At 64.6% G+C, this 22,377-nt stretch carries 17 protein-coding genes; 13 read left to right on the top strand and 4 right to left on the bottom strand.

Annotated elements, in window-relative coordinates; genetic code table 11:
• Positions 1–181: 181 nt before the first annotated feature.
• Positions 182–1,066: a TorF family putative porin gene (locus HHL15_RS20495; protein ID WP_169147677.1), complete on the top strand. Its 885-nt coding sequence runs from the start codon at positions 182–184 to the stop codon at positions 1,064–1,066.
• Between the two features lie 82 nt (positions 1,067–1,148).
• Here the strand turns inward: HHL15_RS20495 and HHL15_RS20490 are convergent, their stop codons facing one another.
• Entirely contained in the window at positions 1,149–1,976 is an 828-nt protein-coding gene (locus HHL15_RS20490) for an AraC family transcriptional regulator (protein ID WP_169147676.1), read from the bottom strand.
• Positions 1,977–2,075: 99 nt separating this feature from the next.
• Here HHL15_RS20490 and HHL15_RS20485 point away from each other — a divergent pair, with 99 nt between their 5' ends.
• The 10 genes from HHL15_RS20485 (at position 2,076) to HHL15_RS20440 (ending at position 15,355) form a co-directional block, all read left to right on the top strand.
• Complete coding sequence (locus tag HHL15_RS20485; RefSeq protein WP_169147675.1) at positions 2,076–3,257, top strand: MFS transporter; 1,182 nt, start codon at positions 2,076–2,078, stop codon at positions 3,255–3,257.
• 101 nt (positions 3,258–3,358) lie between these two features.
• Positions 3,359–3,862 carry a hypothetical protein gene (locus tag HHL15_RS20480; RefSeq protein ID WP_169147674.1) on the top strand — a complete coding sequence of 168 codons (504 nt, stop codon included), beginning with the start codon at positions 3,359–3,361 and terminating at the stop codon, positions 3,860–3,862.
• A 225-nt stretch (positions 3,863–4,087) separates the two neighbouring features.
• Positions 4,088–4,711, top strand: coding sequence for a dimethylamine monooxygenase subunit DmmA family protein (locus HHL15_RS20475; RefSeq protein ID WP_169147673.1), 624 nt, complete (start codon positions 4,088–4,090; stop codon positions 4,709–4,711).
• Positions 4,708–5,661 (top strand): PDR/VanB family oxidoreductase, encoded by a 954-nt coding sequence (locus HHL15_RS20470; RefSeq protein ID WP_169147672.1) that lies wholly within the window; start codon positions 4,708–4,710, stop codon positions 5,659–5,661. Before HHL15_RS20475 ends, HHL15_RS20470 begins: the two co-directional genes overlap by 4 nt.
• 37 nt (positions 5,662–5,698) lie before the next feature.
• Positions 5,699–6,754, top strand: a complete 1,056-nt coding sequence (locus HHL15_RS20465; protein WP_169147671.1) for a heme-dependent oxidative N-demethylase family protein — start codon at positions 5,699–5,701, stop codon at positions 6,752–6,754.
• A 317-nt stretch (positions 6,755–7,071) separates the two neighbouring features.
• Entirely contained in the window at positions 7,072–8,787 is a 1,716-nt protein-coding gene (locus tag HHL15_RS20460; RefSeq protein WP_206198885.1) for an APC family permease, read from the top strand.
• Between the two features lie 217 nt (positions 8,788–9,004).
• Positions 9,005–11,197: an oxidoreductase gene (locus tag HHL15_RS20455; protein ID WP_169147669.1), complete on the top strand. Its 2,193-nt coding sequence runs from the start codon at positions 9,005–9,007 to the stop codon at positions 11,195–11,197.
• A 189-nt stretch (positions 11,198–11,386) separates the two neighbouring features.
• On the top strand, positions 11,387–13,546 hold the full coding sequence (locus tag HHL15_RS20450; protein ID WP_169147668.1) for a (Fe-S)-binding protein: 2,160 nt from the start codon (positions 11,387–11,389) through the stop codon (positions 13,544–13,546).
• A gap of 58 nt (positions 13,547–13,604) precedes the next feature.
• Entirely contained in the window at positions 13,605–14,399 is a 795-nt protein-coding gene (locus HHL15_RS20445) for an electron transfer flavoprotein subunit beta/FixA family protein (protein WP_169147667.1), read from the top strand.
• 2 nt (positions 14,400–14,401) lie between these two features.
• Positions 14,402–15,355 carry an electron transfer flavoprotein subunit alpha/FixB family protein gene (locus HHL15_RS20440; protein ID WP_169147666.1) on the top strand — a complete coding sequence of 318 codons (954 nt, stop codon included), beginning with the start codon at positions 14,402–14,404 and terminating at the stop codon, positions 15,353–15,355.
• 205 nt (positions 15,356–15,560) lie between these two features.
• Here HHL15_RS20440 and HHL15_RS20435 read toward each other — a convergent pair whose 3' ends face one another.
• The 3 genes from HHL15_RS20435 to HHL15_RS20425 form a co-directional block, all read right to left on the bottom strand.
• The gene (locus tag HHL15_RS20435) at positions 15,561–16,580 is read right to left on the bottom strand and encodes an SIR2 family protein (RefSeq protein ID WP_169147665.1); all 1,020 of its coding nucleotides are present in this window, start codon (positions 16,578–16,580) and stop codon (positions 15,561–15,563) included.
• Positions 16,581–16,685: 105 nt separating this feature from the next.
• Complete coding sequence (locus HHL15_RS20430; protein WP_169147664.1) at positions 16,686–17,528, bottom strand: pPIWI-associating nuclease domain-containing protein; 843 nt, start codon at positions 17,526–17,528, stop codon at positions 16,686–16,688.
• A gap of 1,846 nt (positions 17,529–19,374) precedes the next feature.
• Positions 19,375–20,055, bottom strand: a complete 681-nt coding sequence (locus tag HHL15_RS20425) for a dihydrodipicolinate reductase C-terminal domain-containing protein (protein ID WP_169147663.1) — start codon at positions 20,053–20,055, stop codon at positions 19,375–19,377.
• Positions 20,056–20,385: 330 nt separating this feature from the next.
• On the opposite strand from HHL15_RS20425, the gene HHL15_RS20420 reads away from it, so the two are divergent.
• Together HHL15_RS20420 and HHL15_RS20415 are read left to right on the top strand one after the other, a co-directional pair.
• Positions 20,386–21,150: a glucose 1-dehydrogenase gene (locus HHL15_RS20420; RefSeq protein WP_169147662.1), complete on the top strand. Its 765-nt coding sequence runs from the start codon at positions 20,386–20,388 to the stop codon at positions 21,148–21,150.
• Positions 21,151–21,453: 303 nt separating this feature from the next.
• Positions 21,454–22,365, top strand: coding sequence for an AraC family transcriptional regulator (locus HHL15_RS20415; protein WP_169147661.1), 912 nt, complete (start codon positions 21,454–21,456; stop codon positions 22,363–22,365).
• Positions 22,366–22,377: the final 12 nt, after the last annotated feature.

Raw genomic sequence — 22,377 nt, 5'->3', positions numbered from 1 at the left:
TCTCCTGGAGTCGAAAAAAGGTGCTGCCCGTGCTGCGCAAGCTTGTGTGCTTTGTGCAGCCCACTCTCCACTTGGCGGCGGCGGCGGACAATTCGACTTTGGGAGTAGGTCGGAGGGGGAATTGAGGGAGTACGCACGCGGGCGTGAAATGGCCGCATCCCAACACAGACAGAGGCAAACGATGAAAAGTGCACTTAGCAATGCAGCCCGCCGGCCGGGCGCGAGGTCGGCCCTGGGCCTGACTCTCGGTCTGGCAGCCGCCACCTTCGCCTGTTCCGTGATGGCCGAGGAGGCCGCCCCCGCCGCCGCGCCGGAGCTCACCTCCAACGTCGGCGTGGTGTCGGAATACGTCTTCCGCGGCATCCGCCAGACCTGGGGCAACCCGGCCCTGCAGGGCGGCTTCGACTACGCCCACGCCTCCGGCTTCTACGTCGGCACCTGGCTGTCCAACACCAGCGCCAACCTGTACGCCAACGCCAACGTCGAGATCGACATCTACGGCGGCTACCGCGGCGCGGTGGGCGACTTTGCCTACGACGTGGGCGTCCTGCAGTTCATCTTCCCGAAGGCCAACTACGACAAGATCACCCCCGCCGGCAGCTACGCCAGCAAGACTTACGACACCACCGAGCTCTACCTCTCCGGCACCTGGCAGTGGCTCAACGTCAAGTACTCCCGCGCCATCACCGACGTGGGCTACTTCGGCTTCACCAGCAACAACGCCGGCTTTGGCGCCTTCCCCAACAAGCCCAATGCCGGCGTCACCGGCAAGGACACCAACGGCTCCTGGTACATCGAGGCCAACATCGCCTACGAATTCCTGCCCACCTGGACCGCCACCCTCCACGCCGGCCGCCAGACCATCGCCCACTCCAAGGGCCTGGACTACAGCGACTACAAGGTCGGCGTCACCAAGGCCATGCCCGGCAGCTGGACCCTCGGCCTTGCCTACACCGCCACCGCCGGTGCCGACTACTGGAAGAACTACCCCAGCCTGGCGGGCAACGGCACCACCAAGGACATGAACGCGAGCACCTGGATCGCGTCGGTCAACAGAGTTTTCTGAGGGGTTTTCTGAACCCGGCGCAGCACCGCGTTTCTCCCAGCAAGGTTGGCACCTGCTGCGGCCCCCGGAAACGGGGGCCGTTTTACGTGGACGGCGTGGTCGTCCCACCCCACGGATCGCGCTCCGCGAAATAGCGCGCCGGCGGCTTGCCCAGCGCCTTTTTGAACATGGTGATGAAGGCCGTGGTGGACTCGTAGCCCAGTTGATCGGCGACGCGTGTCACCGCCTGCCCGCCGGCGAGCAGACGCAGCGCCACGATCAGATGCAATTGCTGGCGCCAGCGCCCGAAGCTCATTCCCGTCTCCTGACGCACCAGGCGGGCCAGCGAACGCTCGCTCATGGCCACCAGGCGTCCCCACTCGGCCAGGGTCCGGCGATCCGCCGGATCATCGGCCAGCATCTTGGCGATACGCCCCACCCTCGGCTCGTCGGAGATAGGCAGAAAGAGCTGCTCGACGGGCATCCGCGCCAGCTCTTCGAGGAGCACCACCGCCTTGCGCCCGGTGGGGCTGTCCTCGGCGTAGTCCCGCGCCTGAACAGCCATGTCGAGGATGAGCGCCTGCACCAGGGGCGAGATGGACAGGGTGCAGCAGCGCGCCGGCAGCGCCGCGGCGCCAGGCTGCACGAAGAGGTAGCAGATGCGCGCGTTCGCCGTGGCCCGCACGCAATGGGGCATCCCCCCCGGAATCCACACCGCGCAGCGGGGCGGCACCACCCACACGGACCCGGGCACCTCGCAGCTCACGCCCCCCTGCAGGGCCAGGACCAGCTGGCCCATGCGGTGCTGATGGACCGGCACCTCGCTCCGGTGGTCGGCCACATCCACCCGCATTCCCACGACCAGGCTGTGGATCCGGCTCTCATCAAAATTCCTGAGGGAGGTTTCAAGAGCCGAGGCTGGAGGGTTCATCTTGGCTGGATTCAAAGATTTTTTGTCATCTTATTTAAATCCACATTCTGGCGCGCAGGGTAAGTTTCGAGCCTGTTCCAGTCTTCTCCCCGGTCACCCATGCCTCCCCCCAACAGCCCTCCCGCCGCCCGGCCCCTCCTCCTGATTGCCGGGCTGTTCGCCATCGCCGCCAACCTGCGCGCCCCGATCACCGGGGTGGCTCCCCTCCTCGGAACCCTGCAGTCGATCTTCACGCTGTCCCCCGCCCAGGCCGGGCTGCTCACCACCCTGCCGCTGCTGGCCTTCGGCATCGTATCGCCGCTGGCGGCCTCCCTGGCCCGGGCCGTCGGGCTCGAACGTGCCCTCACCGGCGCCCTGCTGCTGATCACCGCCGGGCTGCTCACCCGCATCGCCGGCCCCGTGGCCTGCGTCTACGCCGGCACGGTGATGATCGGGGCCGGCATTGCCGTGGGCAACGTCCTGCTGCCCAGCCTCGTGAAGCGCAGCTTCCCCACCCGGGTGGCCACGCTGACCGGGCTCTGCGCCCTGTCGATGGGCATCGCAGCGGCGCTGATTTCTGCCGCCGCCGTCCCCCTCGGCGATGCCCTCGGCTGGCAGGTGGCCCTCGGGCTCCCCCTGGGCCTGGCCCTCACCTCCGTGGCGCTGTGGCACAGGGCGCCGCCCCAACCCGTCAACGCTGCGGCAGGCGCGCCGCTGGCGGGCCAGGGAGCAAGAGTGTGGCGTTCGACCCTGGCCTGGCAGGTGACGCTGTTCATGGGCATCAACTCCCTGCTGTACTACGTGCTGATCGCCTGGCTGCCCTCTATCCTCACCGAGGCGGGGCTGTCCCCCTCTCTCGCCGGCTCGCTTCACGGCATGATGCAGCTCGCCTCGGCCATCCCCGGCCTGGTCCTCGGCCCCATCGTCACCCGCATGAAAGACCAGCGCCTGGTCGCCGCCGCGCTTGCCACGCTGGTCGGCCTTGCCCTGCTGGGCTTCTGCATCCATCCGGCGTGGGCCAGCCTGTGGGCCTTCTGCTTCGGCCTGGGATCCGGCGGCAGCCTGATCCTGGCCTTGATCTTCATGGGCTTGCGTACCACCACCCCGCAACAGGCCGCTGCGCTGTCGGGCATGGCCCAGTGTGTCGGCTATCTGCTCGCCGCCTGCGGCCCGACCCTGGTGGGCAAGCTGCATGAAATCACCGGGAGCTGGACCACGGCGCTGTACATCGGTGCAGGGCTGGCCGGCCTGATGGTGGTGTCCGGCGTGCTCGCCGGGCGCGCCCACCACATACCCCACTGAGCCCCACCGAGAGGCGCACCGACGACTCTGGTGACAGCCCTGGTGACGGCCATAGCAGGTTGAAGGACCGCGCCCTTTCCCGAATACTGAATAAGCTTTCCATGAATATGGATAAGCAAGCACCATCCGCCGCCCGGCGCATCTGGCGGCACCGAAAAGATCTTCCGCCGCGCCTGCGCCCCGCCGCGGAATCCATCGAGCCTGCCACCATGCACACCCGCCCGCCCCTGAGCCTTCCGCGCCTCTCCATCGCCGGCCCCCGTCCGGGCAGTGCCGGCCTGCGGCCTTCCCGCCCCAGCGCCGCCGCGCTCGCCCATTGCACCGCGCCCCGCCACCCGGGCCTCTTCGCCCGCCGCGAACGGCGCAGCAGCGACACCCGCCCCGGCTTCGATCCGCGGGCCCGCCGGCCGCTCGCCCAGGTGCTGTGGAAGGCTGCCGCCAGGAGCCGCAGCGCTCGCCTGCTCCGCCAGGGCGCCCGGCGTCTCGCCTGCATGCAGCCGGGCACCGAACACATGAACCTGCTGATCGCATCGCTGATCCGGATTCTTGCGCTGGCCATCGCTCTCGGCCTGCACGGTCTCATCGCACTGACCGCGCTGGGCTGAGCGCCACCCGCCGGGCCGGCACATTGCCGGTCCAGGCCGGCCTTTCCGTTCCGTTCCCCTTCTCCCCCATGCGGTCCGCCTGCAGGGTCTGGCATGGCTGCCGCGAGGGCAGCGCGCAGCTGCCACCTTGAAGCTACTCCCAAAGTCGAATTTCCCTCGATAACCCTACGGACGATCATGTCTTTACGGAAGTCGATCCCGGATTTTCGCCTTTTGGAGAACAGCATGAACACCACTACCTGTGATGCCGGCCATCGCAGCGAACTGAACGACAGGACCGCTCCGCCCTCGATGCGCAGCCGTCCCACCTACTCCTCGCTGAGCCCCGATACGGCCGGCGCCGAGCATCTCCTGGTCATCGAGGCCGACGCGCTCCAGCCGGGGCAGGCCAGCGCACTCTCCAAGAGCTTCACCTCCGTCGCCGAAGCCCTCAGAACGGTGGTATCCGGGTCCGAGCTGCCCCTGCCGGGCGCCAACGTGCAGCCCGACCTCGCCGCCACGCTGCTCGCCGTCAAGGCACGCCTGTCCGGCGCAACGATGCAGCAGCGCGTCTACGCCATCGGCAGCGAGCCCTTCATCTGGTCGATCCACACCGCCGCCATCGACGCGGGCCTGGACGAGAAGCAGATCCGCCTGTGCCACAGCGGCAGCCTCAAGCGTCGCGTGTGGTGCACCCACTGCCACGAGACCACCGAGAACGTCACCACCAACATCGTGGCCTGCACCGGCTGTGGCCGCCGCCTGCTGGTCCGTGACCACTTTTCCCGCCGCCTCGGCGCCTTCATGGGTGTCCAGATCGATGCCGAGGTCCCCGGCGATGTGCCCGCCATCGAGGAGGTCTTCCCGTGATTACCGGTGATCAACTGCAGCTGCGTGTCGCAGCCATCCGCGATATCTCCCCCACCCTGCGCCTTGTCCGCTTCGAGAATGCGGGCGACGGCCCCCTGCCCCCGTCGGCCACCGGCGCCCACCTGCAGGTGGTGCTGCAGGGCGCGCAGAAGGAGATCCGCAACGCCTACTCGCTGATCAGCAAGCCGGGCAGCCGCGACGCCTACGAGATCATCGTGCGGCGCGTGCCGGAATCCCGCGGTGGCTCGGCCTACATCCACGAGCAACTGAAGACCGGCGACCTGCTCACCACCTCCTGGCCGGGCAACCTGTTCGCCCCGCAGCGCAGCGCCCGCAAGCACATCATGGTCGCCGGCGGCATCGGCATCACGCCCTTCCTGTCCTATGTCGCCGACTTCGCCGGCAAGGGCATCGACTACGAGCTGCACCTGTGCTGCCGCGAGGAGGAGAAGGACAGCTTCGCCCCCTGGCTGCCCGAGCCGGACAAGGTCTTCGTGCATTGGGACGCCGACGGCCACCGCCTCGACATCCCGGCGCTGCTGCTGCGCCAGCCCGCCAACAGCCATCTCTACGTGTGCGGCCCCGACTTCCTCACCAACGACGTCCTAGAGGCGGCAGAGACGGGTGGTTGGCCCGACAACCACGTGCATTGCGAGCGCTTCGGCAATGCCCTCTCCGGCGGTGAAGCCTTCCGCGCGGTGCTCCAGCGCTCCGGCAAGGAGATCGAAGTGGGCGAACACGAGAGTCTGCTCGAAGCCATCGAACGCGAAGGGGTCGAAGTTCCCTGCCTGTGCCGGGGCGGCGCCTGCGGCGTGTGCCTGACCAGCGTCCTCGACGGCGAGCCGGAACACCGCGACCACTACCTGGGCAAGGCCGAAAGGGCCGGCGGCAAGCACATCATGCCCTGCGTCTCCCGCGCCAAGTCTGGTCTGCTCGTTCTCGACCTGTAAGCAGCCCCCAAACACTACGCATACTCAGGAGTAGGCCATGACCATCCTCTTCAAGCCCGACGAGACCTACCGCGGTGACTACACCTACCGCAACAGCGACGCCGCGATCCTGCGCTTCCCCTTCCCCTTCCCGGAAGACAGCTACATGTACAGCGTCAACATCGAACCCCACGTGCGCGGCGGCTTCACCCCCGTGTACAACAACCCGATCGACGTGGACGAGCACTACATCGCCGAATGCCGCGACCGGGCGATCACCCTGGAGCGCGACCCCGGCCGCTACGCCGCCCTGCCCCACATGATGACCGCCCAGTGGGACAGCATCGAGCTGTTGATGGAATGCCTGTCCTCCGACTACCCGGAGCTCTTCAGCCTGCACAAGGACGGTGACCGCTGGACCTGGATCAACCGCCCCCTGGGCATTGAACAGAGCTTCACCTTCGGCAAGGAAGACACCCTGCCCTGTGAGCCCTTCGAGTACATCACCCGGCAGATCCAGGGCGACTTCGCGATCCTCGACCAGCGCAACGGCAGCCTCTACCTGGATGCCGGCATGGTCACCGCCCAGGCCGACTGGTCGTTGCAGTTCGACGTGGGCATGGACTTCATGGAATGGCACGGCCCGGTGCCCCTGGCCCACCAGGCCGGCGTCTTCGAGCGCGCCCTCAAATACCTGCTGATGCTGCGCCAGGGCCAGCCCATGCGCCGCCTCAACTGGACCATGACGGTCAACCCGCGCCTCGACACCTCGCCCGAGACCTATCCGGAATGGGGCCCCGACCGGACCACCCTGACCCTCGACAACATCGGCCGCAAGCTGCATCTGCGGGTCGAACTGCAGACCCTCTGGCGCCTGCCCCGCAGCAACGCGATCCTCTTCCCGCTGCGCGGCTACCTGGCCTCCCTGGACGAACTGGTGCGCGTCCCCAAATGGGGCCGCCGCCTGCACCGGGTCTTGTCCACGCTGCCCCGCGAACTGGCCGAATACAAGGGCCTGGTGCGCTTCCTGCCGACCGCGCTGGAATACCTGAGCACCTATGACGACGGCGCTCCGACCACCTCCGGATGCGCCGCCGAAATCAGCAGCCTGTAAAGCACCACCTCCACCGGGCGGAATAGCCCGCCCCCTCTGGCAGCAGGCTCCGCCAATTGGCGGCCCTGCTGCCTTCTGCCGTCCCCCTGCAATTCCGTTTGCAATTTCGTTTATTCCCCCTTATTTCTGACCCTTTCATTTTCCTGTCACGCCAATTGGATAATTCAATTTGGCTTATTTGATGGGAGTACCACCAAAGTATGATTGTGATGCGCCGCACCATGATCGAAATTGGTGAGATCGGGCCGGCAATTCAATTCCCGCCGCCGACACATTTCAATTCCATCCAAACCGATATCCCCATCAGGAGAATTAAATTGGCTCAATCGGCAGAAATCGTCGATGCCATCACCGCAGATTTATCGGATGATGTGCTCGCGCAACAGGCCAGTCTGCACCGCAAGATCGACTGGCGCGGTGCTTTCTGGGTGGCCAGCGGCGTGCCCGCCCTGGTCCTCTTTTCCATCGGCGCCATTGCCGCCACCGTCGGCAAGCCCTCGTGGCTGGTGTGGATGATCTCCATCGGCTTCGGCTTCATCCAGGCCTTCACCTACGCCGAAATCGCCGGCCTCTTCCCCCACAAGTCCGGCGGCGCCTCGGTATATGGCGCCGTGGCCTGGGTGCGCTACAGCAAGTTCGTGGCGCCGGTCTCTGTGTGGTGCAACTGGTTCGCCTGGTCGCCGGTGCTGGCCATCGGCTCGGGCCTCGCCGCCGGCTACATCCTCAGCGCCCTGTTCCCGGCCGACGCCGCCATCAACACCTGGCAGATCACCCTGCTCGACCTCGGCGGCATCAAGGACGGGCTGTCCCTGCGCATCAACGCCACCTTCGTGCTCGGCGCCATGGTGCTGCTCACCGTCTTCGGCATCCAGCACGGCGGCATCCTGCGCTCGGCCAAGACCACCATGATCCTCGGCGTCAGCGCCCTCATCCCGCTGATGCTGATCGGGCTGATCCCCCTGCTCACCGGCGACGCCCCCAGCGCCCACTTCTTCCCGCTCGCCCCGCTCTCTCACGATGGGAGCGGCAAGGTCATCGACGGCGCCTGGGACACCGCCGGCTGGACCCTGATGGCGGGTGGCCTGTTCATCGCCGCCTGGTCCACCTACGGCTTCGAGACCGCGGTCTGCTACACCCGCGAGTTCAAGAACCCCAAGACCGACACCTTCAAGGCGATCTTCTTCTCCGGCCTGCTCTGTATCGCCGTGTTCACTCTCGTCCCGCTGGCCTTCCAGGGCCATCTGGGCCTCGGCCAGATGGTCACCCCGGCGGTGGTCGACGCCAACGGCGTGGTCACTACCCCGGCGGTCTACGACGGCATGCTGGCCCCCGACATCTACAGCGGCATGGGCGTGGCGGCGGCCATGTCGGGCATGATCGGTGGCGGCAAGCTGATCGAAGCGGTGATGATGGTGATGCTGGTGCTGGCCCTGATGCTCTCCATCATGACCTCCATGGCCGGCTCCTCGCGCACCCTCTACCAGGCCTCGGTGGATGGCTGGCTGCCCAAGTACCTGTCCCACGTCAATGAACACGGCGCGCCCACCCCGGCGATGTGGACCGACCTGGGCTTCAACCTGCTCCTGCTGCTGCTCTCCGACTACGTCTTCGTGCTGGCCGCCTCCAACGTCGGCTACATCATGTTCAACTTCCTCAACCTGCACTCGGGCTGGATCCACCGCCTCGACCGCCCCAACTGGGACCGCCCCTACAAGGCCCCCACCGTGCTGCTGGTGCTCGGCGGCCTGCTCGGCTTCGTCAACCTGGCCCTGATGGGCATGGGCGCCGACATCTGGGGCGAAGGCACCCTGAAGGCCGGCCTGCTCTTCGCGGCCCTGATCATCCCGGTCTTCATCTACCGCCACTTCATCCAGGACAAGGGGGTCTTCCCGGCCACCATGCTGGACGACATGCACCTGTCGGCCAACGAAGAAGGCGTCTCCAACCGGGCCGGCATCCTGCCCTACCTCACCCTCGCGGCGGGCGTCGGCATCGTGTGGTTCTTCCACCACCTCGCCACCAGCGGCGGCTGACGCACGCGCTCCGGCGCAAGCACACGACATCGGGCGGCTGCGGCCGCCCGATGTCGTTCACGCCCCTCCCACCCCCTGGCGCACCAAAAAACCCCACAAGGGTGAGGGTCTAATCCCTTGGGAGTAGTGCGCTTGGAGAATTGGCCCATCCCCCTGCCGTTTCGATAATCACTCAGGCGTAAGTACCTCACCCACATCCCACCGGAGACTCAGCCACATGGCACGCGACCCGAAGCACGACATCCTGTTCGAGCCCATCCAGATCGGCCCCAAGACCCTGCGCAACCGCTTTTACCAGGTGCCCCACTGCATCGGCGCCGGCTCCGACCGGCCCGGCTTCCAGGCCGCCCACCGCGCCATGAAGGCCGAAGGCGGCTGGGGCGCGATGAACACCGAGTACTGCTCGATCCACCCGGAATCCGACGACATCCACCGGGTCTCCGCCCGCATCTGGGACGAAGGCGACGTGCGCAACCTCAAGGCCATGACCGACGAAGTGCACAAGCACGGCGCCCTGGCCGGCATCGAGCTGTGGTACGGCGGCGCCCACGCCCCCTGTCTGGAATCCCGTGCCACCCCCCGTGGCCCGAGCCAGTACGCCTCCGAATTCGAAACCCTCACCTACTGCAAGGAGATGGACCTGGCCGACATCGCCATGGTCCAGCAGTACTACGTGGATGCCGCCCTGCGCGCCCGCGACGCCGGCTTCGACATCATCTACGTGTACGGCGCCCACTCCTACCTGCCGCTGCAGTTCCTCTCCCCCTACTACAACAAGCGCACCGACCAGTACGGCGGCTCCCTGGAGAACCGCGCCCGCTTCTGGCTGGAAACCCTCGAGAAGGTCCGCAACGCCGTCGGCAAGGACTGCGCCATCGCCACCCGCTTCGCGGTGGACACCCTCTACGGCCCTGGCGGCATCGAGGTCGAGAAGGACGGCATGCGCTTCGTCGAAATGGCCGACCCGCTGGTGGACCTGTGGGACGTGGATGTGGGCGACATCGCCGAATGGGGCGAGGACGCCGGCCCCTCGCGCTTCTTCCTGCAAGGCCACCAGGTGCCCTGGACCCGCTTCATCAAGCAGGTCTCCAAGAAGCCGGTGCTGGGCGTGGGCCGCTTCACCGACCCCGAGAAGATGGTCGAGATCGTCACCAAGGGCTACGCCGACATCATCGGCGCCGCCCGCCCCTCCATCGCCGACCCCTTCCTGCCCAAGAAGATCGAAGAAGGCCGCGTCGACGACGTGCGCACCTGCATCGGCTGCAACGTCTGCATCTCCCGCTGGGAGATCGGCGGCCCCCCGATGATCTGCACCCAGAACGCCACCGCCGGCGAGGAATACCGCCGCGGCTGGCACCCCGAGAAGTTCGCCAAGAAGGGCAGTGAAGACTCCGTGCTGGTGGTCGGCGCCGGCCCCTCCGGCTCCGAATGCGCCCGCGTGCTGATGGAGCGCGGCTACGCGGTGCACCTCTACGACACCGCGGAGAAGATCGGCGGCCACCTCAACAGCATCACCACCCTGCCCGGCCTCGGCGAGTGGAGCTACCACCGCGACTACCGCGAGACCCAGCTCACCAAGCTGGTCCGCAAGAACAAGGCCTCGCAGATCGCCCTCGGCCAGAAGCCCATCACCGCCGACGAGGTGCTGGAATACGGCGCCGAGAAGGTCGTGATCGCCACCGGCTCGCACTGGAACACCGACGGCACCAACTGCCTGACCCACGACCCCATCCCCGGCGCCGACGCCAGCCTGCCCGACCAGCTCACCCCCGAGCAGGTCATCGCCGGCACCAAGCCCATCGGCAAGCGCGTGGTCATCCTCAACGCCGACACCTACTTCATGGCCCCCAGCCTGGCCGAGAAGCTGGCCAGCGCCGGCCACGAGGTGACCCTCGTATCGGGCGTGCATCTGGCCAACTACATGCACTTCACCCTCGAGTACCCCAACATGATGCGCCGCCTGCACGAACTGGGCGTCGAGGAGCTGGGCGACCACTTCTGCAGCCGCATCGAGCCGGGCCGGCTGGAGATCTACAACATCTGGGGCGACGGCTCGCGGCGCAGCTACCGCGGCCCCGGCGTGTCCCCGCGCGATGCCAACAAGACCCACCGCTGGCTGGAGTTCGACAGCCTCATCCTGGTCACCGGGCGCAGCTCCAACGACAGCCTGTTCCGCGAGCTCAAGGCCCGCGAATCGGAATGGGCCGCCAACGACATCAAGGGCATCTACCTCATCGGCGACGCCGAGGCCCCGCGCCTGATCGCCGACGCCACCTTCACCGGCCACCGCCTGGCCCGCGAGATCGAGGAAGGCAACGCCCAGTACCCGCTGCCCTACAAGCGCGAGGTATCGGTGTGGGGCACGCCCTACCTGCCGGACGGCGACGCCAGCATCCAGTACAAGGTCTGACCTGCCCAGGCCACCCGGCCTCCCCGCGCGGGGCATTCCGTGGCGGCAACGGAATGCCCTCCCGGCCCTGCGGCCTCCTCCCTTCGGAGCTGCAGGCGCCGTGGCAGCGCACCCCGCCCGACACCGCCCGCCGCCGGGCGGACCGGGCCCTCCCCTACACCCGCATGCTTCCCCAATGAGGTAGCCGCCATGGACGCGACGGCACAGACCACCCGAATCCTGTTCGAGCAATTCAGCCCCTGGGCCATCAACCTGTTCTACGCCTTCGGTTACGCGGCCATCGCCTGCTTCCTGTACGGCAGCTACGTGCAGGTGCGCAAATACCGGCGCGGCCAGCCCGACGCATCGTGGGGCCAGCTGGCCGCCCGCTTCGGGGACATGGCCCGCACCATGCTCACCCACCGCACCCTCAAGCGCCGCGACCACGCTGCCGGCGCGGCCCACGCGATGATCTTCTTCAGCTTCATCGCGCTGTTCGTCGGCACCGCCACCATCACCCTGGAGGTGGACATCCTCAAGCCGCTGTTCGGCATCACCTTCTGGAAGGGCGGCTTCTACCTGCTCTTCTCCCTGGTGCTGGACCTCGCCGGCCTGGGCCTCATCGGCGGCCTGCTGTACATGATGTACCGCCGCAAATGGATGGCCCTGCCCAAGCTCGACTACACCCGCCCCGACCGCCAGCCCGGCGACCCGGACTACGACCGCAGCGCCTACCGCCGCGAAGACTGGGCCTTTCTGTGGACGCTGATCCTCATCGGCATCACCGGCTACGTGCTCGAAGCCAGCCGCCTGGTGTGGCTGTCGGGCGATGCCGGCGTGTGGGACAGCCGCTTCTGGTCGCCCGTCGGCGCCCTGCTCGCCCACAGCCTGATGGGCCTCGGCCTCGACGCCAGCGGGGCCGGCACCCTGCGCGGCGGCCTGTGGTGGTTTCACGGGCTGCTGGCCCTCAGCTTCATCGCCCTGATCCCCTTCACCAAGGTCAAGCACATCTTCACCGCCTCTGCGTCGCTGATGTTCCGCGACCCGCTGGCCGGCCGCCGCCTGCCCAAGGTGCCCGAAACCCAGGAAGCCGCCGGCTACCAAGCCATCACCGACCTCACCTGGAAGAACCTGCTGCACCTGGACGCCTGCACCAAGTGCGGCCGCTGCCACGAAGCCTGCCCGGCCCGCACGGTGGGCGCCCCCCTGTCGCCGCGCGACGTGATCCTGTCCCTGCGCGAGTTTGCCAACCACGCCCTGGCCGCCAGCAGCCTGCCCGACAAGGCCGAGCTGTCCATCCACGGCAAGGGCCCCGGCCAGGTCTTCATGGAAACCCTGTGGTCCTGCCGCACCTGCCTGGCCTGTGTGGAGATCTGCCCGGTGGCGGTGGAGCACGTGCCCATCATCGTGCAGATGCGCCGCAAGCTGGTTGAAGAAGGCCAGATGGAACCCATCCTGCAGAAGACCCTGCAGACCATCCACAAGACCGGCAACTCCTTTGGCGAATCCAAGCGCAAGCGCGGCGCCTGGACCAAGGGCCTGCCCTTCCCGGTGAAGGACGCCCGCAAGGAACCCGTCGAGACCCTGTGGTTCGTCGGCGACTACGCCGCCTTCGACCCGCGCAACCAGAAGGTCACCCAGGCCTTCGCCCGCCTGCTCCACGCCGCCGGCGAAGACTTCGGCCTGCTGCTGGACGGCGAGCTGAATGCCGGCAACGACGTGCGCCGGGTGGGCGAGGAAGGCCTCTACGAACACCTCGCCAGCAGCAACATCGCCACCCTGGAAGGCTGCGAGTTCAAGCGCATCGTCACCACCGACCCGCACTCCTTCAACACCATCCGCAACGAATACCCCGAGTTCGCCGACCCGGCCCTGCGCGGCCTGTTCCAGATCGAGCATTACAGCACCGTGCTGCTCAAGCTCATCCAGAACGGCCGCCTCACCCTCAAGAAGCACCTGTCGCACCGCGTCACCTTCCACGACCCCTGCCACCTGGGCCGCTTCAACAAGGGCTACGACGCCCCGCGCGAGCTGCTCGCCCTGATCGGCTGCACCCTGGTGGAAATGCCGCGCAACCGCGATAACTCTTTCTGCTGCGGCGCCGGCGGCGGACGCATCTGGATCCCCGACCCGGTGGGCATGGAAAAGCCCGCCCAGAACCGCATGAAAGAAGCCGCCGGCCTGCCCGACATCGACGTCTTCGTGGTGGCCTGCCCCAAGGACCTGACCATGTTCGAGGACGCCCTCAAGACCACCCCGGGCTGCGAAGGCCGCTTCGTGGTGCGCGAACTCATCGAACTGATCGCCGAATGCGTCGAAGCCGCCGACCCGGCCCCCGCCGCCCTGGCTGCAGCACCCGCGATGGCCTGATCCACCGATCCGGCCTCGCTCCTACCCCATTCAAACCACAGACTCAGCAGAGGACATCATGAAAATACTGGTAGCCGTGAAACAGGTGGCCGCCCTGGACGAGGATTTCGAGATCCGCGCCGACGGCCTCGACGTGGATGAAGACTTCCTGCTCTTCGACCTCAACGAGTGGGACGACTACTCCCTCGAAGAAGCCATGAAGATCAAGGAGGCCAGCAGCGGCGACGTAGAAGTGGTGGTCGTCTCCATCGGCCCCGAGCGCGTCGACGAAAGCCTGCGCAAATGCCTCGCCAAGGGCGCCGACCGCGCCCTGCGCGTGTGGGACGACGCCATCGAAGGCTCCGACAGCAGCGTGATGGCCCGCCTCCTCGCCGCCGTCGTCCGCAAGGAAGCCCCCGACATGGTGTTTGCCGGCGTGCAGTCGTCCGACCACGCCTTTGCCGCCACCGGCATCGGCCTGGCCGGCGAACTCGGCTGGCCCCACGCCGCCGTGGTCAATGCCCTGGACTACGCCCCCGGCGCCCGCCAGGCCAGCCTCAAGCGCGAGCTGGAAGGCGGCGTCTCCCAGTCCGTCACCCTGCAATGCCCCGCCGTGCTCACCATCCAGCTCGGCATCAACACCCCGCGCTACGCCTCGCTGCGCGGCATCAAGCAAGCCAACGCCAAACCCATCGACGTGCTCGGCCTGGGCGACCTCGGCGTAGCCGCCAGCACGGTGGGCGTCGACGCCTCCCTGAGCCGCGTGCGCCGCATGTACATCCCGCCCAAGGGGCGTGCCCAGATGATCGAAGGCAGCCCCGACCAACAGGCCGCGCGCCTCGTCGAAATCATCCGCGAATTCAAGGGAGCATGAAAATGAGCAAGATCCTGGTCATCGCCGAACACCGCCAGGGCGAACTGCGCCCCGTGTCCCTCGAACTGATCGCCGCCGCCCAGGGCCTCGGCGGCCCCATCACCGTTGCGGTGATCGGCGCCAACGCCCAGGCCTTTGTGCCGGCCCTGTCGCTGCCGGGCGTGGACGAAATCCTCACCGTCGCCTCGCCCTTCGCCGAGTTCAACCCCGAAGTGCAGGAAGCCGCCGTCGCCGCCCTGATCACCGAACTCGCCCCCGCCGTCGTATTGCTCGGCCACACCGTGGACAGCCTCGCCTACGCCGCCGCCCTGGCCGGCAAGCTCGGCCTCGGCTTCGCCAGCGACGTCTTCAAGATCGAATGCCAGGGCAGCGACCTCGTCGCCACCCGCGCCGCCTACAGCCAGAAGGTCAACGTGGAAGTGGACTTCCCCGGCAAGGCCACCGTGCTCCTCACCGTGCGCCCCGCCGTCTTCAAACCCGCCGAAGGCAGCGCCAGCCCCGCCACCCGCAGCATCGCCGCGCCGGCCGTCACCACCACCAGCGCACCGGGCGAATACATCGAGATCGCCAGCGGCAACGACATCGACATCACCACCGTGGACTTCATCCTGTCGGTGGGCCGCGGCGTTGGCGAAGAAGCCAACATCCAGCAATTCCGAGACCTCGCCGAAACCGCCGGCGCCACCCTGTGCTGCTCCCGCCCCATCGCCGACTCCGGCTGGCTCCCCAAATCCCGCCAGGTCGGCCAATCCGGCAAAGTCGCCAGCAACTGCGGCCTCTACCTCGCCATGGGCATCTCCGGCGCCATCCAGCACCTGGCGGGGATGAAGCATGTGGGGACGATTGTCGCGGTGAATACGGACCCGGAAGCGTCGATTTTCAGCGTCGCGAAGTACGGGATCGTGGGGGATATGTTTGAGATTGGGGAGGCGTTGAAGGAGGCGTTGGAGGGGTGAGGGTGATATAGGATTTTGGGGGCCATCATCTGGCTGGGGGCTGGATGATGGCTCGGGGACTTTCGGAATCACCACTCTCAATGAAAGACAGCTACCGACCCTTAGCGGAAATGTACCACTTCGAAAAGCGGACCATCAGGAACGTTTGAATTCACCGGACTGCGCTGCTTTTCGCGCAGGTCCGGTGGATGATGGGTTGGGCGTGTCATGTCCAAAGCAAGCTAGGAATATTTCGAAGGTCACGAAGTAGTGTAACAAGCTCAACAAGTCTCGAGTGGTCTCGCCCATCGTTACCCGCGCAGTAGCGAATTACATTTACGTTGATATCCCGCAGTTGTGCATCAAAAAGTGATTCGAGCATCTCAGCTTTATCGTCCTTGTTTTTTGCGGAGGGAAGAAATGCGTAATGGCGTGCTCCACCTGACCTCTTTGCGACCCAAAGCAGCCGTCTAACTTGAGCGTCAGTCAATGAAAACCCAAGGAATAGACACGTAGTGCTTGAAAACTGTCTTAGTTGTACGGAGCTCCTCCACCCCAATTGATCAATAGCATATTCGCTGTAGTCATCTTCGCCTAAGACAATTGAGACTGTGGGACCGCCGCCACATTTGAGATGCCCGTGGGGATAGTAAATTGGTACGACACCTACCTTCCTAGATGCTGAAGGCTGCCATATGCAGTCCGTCCGAACTCCCAATCGCTGTAACGCCGTTTCAGCAAGATTGTCGTAGTTATAGCTGAGTATTTCAGTGTTGCCGACGTCTCCTGCACACAATTCCGCAATCCCAATGAGCAATGTGGAAGGGGCTGGAAGCGGATCATCGCCATATAGTGACTTGCGCACCAAATACATCCAATCATGTGGACGCACTCGCGCCTTTACCATCTGAGCTAGCCGCAACGCATCCTCTTGCGCAACGAACTCATTTGCGATTTTCTTTGTTGTATCGCTCCAGTGATATTCATTCCAAAAGGCAATAGAAAGATCTTTGGGTGGACGGCTATTATTAGCCTTGCCACGGCATTTATCGAATTCCCAATGCGTTAAATATGTCGAAGCAATTCGACGAAGTAAGACTATCCAAGGGGGCAAGCCTGATGATGCTGACACGCCTGCTCCTAAGGCTAAAGTCAGCTTCTTTTGATGGATCGCTTTAGCTAGGGAAGCAAAAGCAAGCATGCTGCTTTTTGACAAATCCGGAGCTATGTCATAGCGCAATTTCATTGGCAGAGCCAAGTACGGCGATCAGAGGGTTTGGCTTCCCAACGTCTGAATTCACCGGCTTGCGCTGCTTTTCGCGCAGATCCGGTGGAATGGGTTAGAGTGCACTTATTCATACCAGTCGCTCGTATCGACCTTAAACTTCCCCACGGTGGCCTCTTTTCCCAACGGGCGAACGAGTTGTACCGTCAGTTCCGCGCGCAATGGAAATGAGGTGGACATAACAGCGCCAATGTCGTTCCTAACATCGGAGTCAGAGCCGTACTGGAGCCCGCAACCGATGGTCCCATCCACAGCTAACTCGATAGCATGGGGGCCTATTTCAACCACCTCTATTTCATTCACGTAGACTTCGTCTATCCAGTGGTGCGTAGCCAATTCGTCGATTGAGTCAATCGTCTCGGAAATGACATGATTGAGCAGATGATGGTCGATATGATTGGCCAGAGCTTCAGCTACTTGAGTTCTGCACATGGCGATGTGTTCGACAAAGTAATGGGTAGCCTCCAAGCATTCAGTGGCGAGACGATTGGTCTTGGTTAGATTGATGCCAAATGTGGAAGGCTCAATGTGTGTGTGCTTGTTCAGGACCTCAATTGCGTCTAGCAATTGTTTGCGAACCGCACCAACATCGATTCCAAGTTTTTTCGAAACGAATGTATCTGAGAGACCACCTTGAATGGCATAGGTGGCTCTTTGTGCGCGGGTGATTCCGCTTTTTGCAGTTTTGTCCACTTTGAACCATGAGCATGCTTTCACTTGTTCGTCTGCTGCCAAGCGGTGAAACACATGCCTAAGAAGCTCTCTCAGCGCATAGGAGAAATTATTGAAACAGAGTGGCCCTGACTCATCAAGATTGTCGAATGCCGCTCCAAGGAGTTGATGTTCAAACCCAGCAGCAAGTACCCGCTGAATCTTCTTCTCGAACTTCTTGCGTAGGGGATGCGACATGGTGTGTGCGCTCTAACAGTTATTAAACGGACCCGCTGTGTCCGTATATGAATTGATATACATGCAGCTATTATCCTTCCGGAATCGCCAGTGGGGCAAGGAGGTGGCCTAAACCGAGTCAACACAGGTCCGTATAACAACTCCAATAATACGGACGCCAAGAAGACCGTTCGAATGTCCGCTATCGGGACAAATCCTCAATGACCGGTTGTGCCCTCGAACAGCCAATCGAGCTCATCCTTCCACGGACAGCACCTACCGACAATCCGCCACCGTCTTGTCAGCACTTGTCCCAAGCACCTACACCCGCACTACCAACATCGTGCAGCATCCTCACACACCTCCGCCCCTCCACTCTATGAACTGCTGCACTTCCCAAGCAGCCAAGCCCGGTCATGTCGCTTCCTTCTGACAAATATCAAGGCCACGTCGTCTCCCCGCTTCGATGTGTGGGCCGGGTTTCTATACCTGCGTTAAAGCGGGAAGCGATGTTCGACAGCCGGGCTCCTGGTTTCAGGGACAAGTAAGCATATTGCTCAGCATTTTCATGACAAAGATGTCGCCACCTGGCACATCGGCTTTCCGTTATTCCGCGTTGGATTGGCCGGGAGTTCGCCCCGGCGGGCGACCTTCTTTCTTGCTTCGCCAAGAAAGAAGGCAAAGAAGGCGACCCGCCTCCCCGGTCGTTCGCTGCGCGAACGACTGCCCTGCGCTGCTCACGCCAGGCGGCCGGCGCGGAACTCGCCCTTCGGGCTCAAACAGCCGCGCCGGACTACCCCGCCTGTCGTTCCGCTGCTCGGCGGGTCGGAACGGGCTTTCAGCAAGCACCGAGCCTCTACGGAAAGACCGGCGGATGCGAGACGTTGGGGTTTTGCTTTTGCGTTGATGATCACCCCCTGCTTCAGCAACCGCGCGGTGTTTGCGAAAAGCCCGTTCCGACCCGCCGAGCAGCGCAGCAGCGGGCGGGGCTTTCCGGCGCGGCTGTCTGAGGAGGCGCAGCCGACGAGTTCCGCGCCGGCCGCCCGATGCGAGCAGCGCAGGGGAGTCGTTCGCGTAGCGAACGACCGGGGAGGCGGGTCGCCTTTCTTGCTTACTTCTTTGGCGAAGCAAAGAAGTAAGTCGCCCGCCGGGGCGAAATCCCGGCCAATCCAACTCTAAACAACGGAAAGCCGACCAGCAAAGCCTCAACCACAAAACGCTGACAGCCCCCAAGCCGCAAGCACTCAGCGCGCAGCCAGATACCCGTCACCCCCGCCTACCATTCCAAAGAAGTATCAACATAACATGTTCGATACCCCAATCTTTTGAAGCGCGCGTCTACGAAGCACACAGCGCAGTCAACATTCAATGTTGACGCCTCTGCGAAGCATGTAGACCGCTCAACATAGAACCCAGCGAGCCATTTGTTTTATGCAGGACGCGCTGCATTGAATGTAGACGCGTCCACATGATGATCAGCGCCGTCTACATGACATGTAGACAGCGCTGGGTGCTTCCCATCGTTGGCTGGGTTGAGTTCTGGCGTGTGATGGGCGGCTGAAGCCGCCGCTACATGTTGTGCGCGCACCGGCCAGATCGATGGGGCGTGCGGCGGGAGGCATGTTGCGCCGTGCCATCAATACAAACAGGTATGCCATCAACACCAGCCATACCGATTTCTTTTGAAGCAGGCGTGCACGAAGGATTGGGGCCGGGGCTATTCCCTATCGCCGGGCGGCGAATCCTTATCGCCGAGCCGCTTGAAGCACTGGCAGGCGTGCGCACATTGATCGCCGCGGTGCCAACACCATCTACCCACGCGCCAACACCATCATCACGCGTTCAACAGCCTGTGTGCACCACCCAATCAGACCCACCCGTTCTCAATGAACTCATTGATCGAATACAGCCGCTTCTCCAGCTCCCGCTGCTGGATGGCGCGGATGATCTGGTCGACGCCGCTGGCGTAGGGTGAATCCCCGTACACCCGCGTTTCCATGGAGATGGCGCAGGGGCCGTCCTGGATCTCGATGCGGTGAAAGGCGTGGCGGCCCAGGTGGGCCGGGGGGATGCCGAGGTCTTGTTCCTGCCGGGCGGTGTCGCGTACCGAGAGGATGTCGGAGGGCGCGACGCCGAGTGCGTGGGCCATGGCCACGGCGGTGCCGGGTACGGAAGTCTTGCTGGCTTGATGCGATTCGGTGACGCGGATCTGGCTGCCTTTGAACAGGCTGCCCGAGCGTTCCAGCATGCACATGAACTTGAGCATGAGGATGTTGGTGTTGGGGCACAGCACGATGGGGAAGCCGGCTTGGTCGCCGGCGGCTTCGAGCGCTGAGCCGGTGGCCAGCTCGACGAGGACGGACCGGGTGCGCTGGCAGAAGCGGGAGATGCCGTCGATCTCGCGGCCGGAGCCGGCGTGCACCACGATGGCGCGCCCCTCGGCGGCGGCCTCGCCGGGCCATGGGGACACGGTGTATCCGCCATGTGCGGTGAGCGCGTCGAGCAATTCGGTGGCGAGCTTTCCGGTGCCCGCGATGAAGACCTGCATGGGTGTTCTTTCGGATGGAAGTGATGAGCGCCTGGGGTTGCGAGGTGGCCGAAGCCGCCGCCCGGGCTGGCCGGGGAGCATACCGCAAGCCCGGTGTGGATGCTGCTGTGCGGCACACGGCAGCCAGCACGCACGCCCTGCTCCCTGTTTGCCATTTCCTGCCGACTATCGGGATATCGCGGTGATTCCGCCGCACCTGTGTTTGTGCATTGCACTTGCAGCTAGATTTGCCCGCGTCGATCGGTGGCCGCCACCGGTACGCGGCCCTCTGCCGCGCGATGTGACAAGACAGGACAGGCAGTACCTACACACACCAACAAGGAGACAGACATGGCAGCAATGCTCGAGGGCAAGATCGGGATCGTGACGGGGGCAGGACAAGGCATCGGGCGTGAATCGGCGCTGGTGATGGCGCGGGAAGGGGCGCGGCTGGTGGTCAGCGACATCAACCTGGCGATGGTGGAAGAGACGGCCCACCTCATCAGCCAGGCCGGCGGCACCGCACTGCCCCTGAAGGTGGATGTGGCGCGCGGCGAGGACTTGCAGGCCCTCGTGGAGCTGGCGGTGAGCCACTTCGGGCGGCTCGACTGTGCCTTCAACAACGCCGGCATCTCCGGTGAAGGCGCCCTGCTGGCCGACTTCTCGGAGGAAGGCTACGACCTGCTGATGGCGGTCAACCTCAAGGCCGTGTGGCGCGCCATGAAGCTGGAGATCAAGCAGATGCTCAAGCAGGGCGGCGGCGGTGCCATCGTCAACACCTCGTCGGTGGGCGGGCTGGTGGGCAAGGAACACCTCTCGGTGTACTGCGCCACCAAGCATGCGGTGCTGGGGCTCACCAAATCGGCGGCCCTCGAATATGGGGCGCAGGGTGTGCGCGTCAATGCGGTGTGCCCGGGCGTCGTGCGCACGCCTATGGTCGAGGCGGTGATCAGCGGCACCGGCACCTCGCTGGACGACTGGAGCAAGCTGCAACCCATCGGCCGCTTCGGCACCCCGTCGGAGATCGGCGAGGCGGTGGCCTGGTTGTGTTCCGACCGCGCATCCCTGGTGCACGGCCACGCCCTGGTCGCCGATGGCGGCCTCACCTGCGCTTGAGAAAAGTGCCCGCACATTCCCCCTGATCGGCACATCCGGCCTGCGGCGCGGCATTTGCGCTGCGCCGCAGGCTATTTGAATTTCCAATACGCATTAATCCGCCCCGGCATTCGGTGAAACCTTCCGCCACGCGGCGGCCAATTGCAGCGCCGCGGCATGCAGGCCTTTCGGCGCCGGCTGTGGCCGCCATCAACTTGAGCGATTTCTCCAAAGTCACCCGCTGGAATTGGAAAGCAGGACGACTACAATGGGGCACATAAAAAAGCAGCACTCATTAAAGTAGTACCCCATCTGGAGGAGACAATGACGGGAGTACTTTCGTCGACCCCGCAGCTCATCGCCAGCGCCACCGCTTCGGCGCCCGATTACGTGCTGCAAGGTCACAATGGAGACATCTTCGGCGCACGCTGGAACCACCCTGCGGGTGAGACCCAGTTGCGGCGCAATGCCGAGCATGTGCTGGTCTATCACCTGTCCGGCAATACCGACGTCGAGCGCCTGCAGCAGGGCGTGGTGACCGGCTTCCGCTCCCGGGTCGGGTCGGTGACCTTCATGCCGCGGGATTCAGAGTCCGACTGGCGGCTGGGCGGCAACACCCAGGTGCTGCACCTCTACCTGCCTCAAACCCTGCTCGACACCTTTGCCCAGGACGTGCTGGAACGCGACGTGTGCCCGGAGATCGAGGACTTCTTCGCCGTGCCCGACACCTGGCTGGACGGTTTCTTCCGCATGCTGGCGAGCGAGGCGCCGCCTTCGGCGGCCCACGGCAACCGGCTCGAGACCCTGGTGCTCGACCAGGTGCAGAGCCTGCTGGTGCGCCACCTCGTGACCCGCTACGCGCGGGAAAGGGTGACCGATGCCGAGCGCACCCAGACGCGGAGCGGCAAGACCAACCAGCTGCGGCAGAGCGTGCTGAAGAAGATCAACGCGCTGATCCACGAGCGCCTGCATGAGGACATCTGCCTCAAGGATCTGGCCGAGATCGCCTGCATCTCCAAGGACCACTTCCTGCGTGCCTTCCGCGACACCGTCGGGCAGACGCCCTACCACTACCTGCTGTCCCAGCGGCTGGAGCGGGCCAGGGTATTGCTGCGGGAAGAACAGGCCATGCCGGTGGCAGAAGTCGCGCGGCGCTGCGGCTTCAAGAACCTCAGCCATTTCTCGGCAACCTTCCGGCGCATGACGGGGGTCAGCCCCAAGGGCTATCGAGGCTGAGGCAGGTACACG

The sequence above is a fragment of the Zoogloea dura genome, from assembly GCF_012927165.1.
Lineage (GTDB): Bacteria > Pseudomonadota > Gammaproteobacteria > Burkholderiales > Rhodocyclaceae > Zoogloea > Zoogloea dura.
The sequence above is the reverse complement of the archived record's forward strand: the minus strand, read 5'-3'. Positions and strand labels throughout refer to the sequence as shown.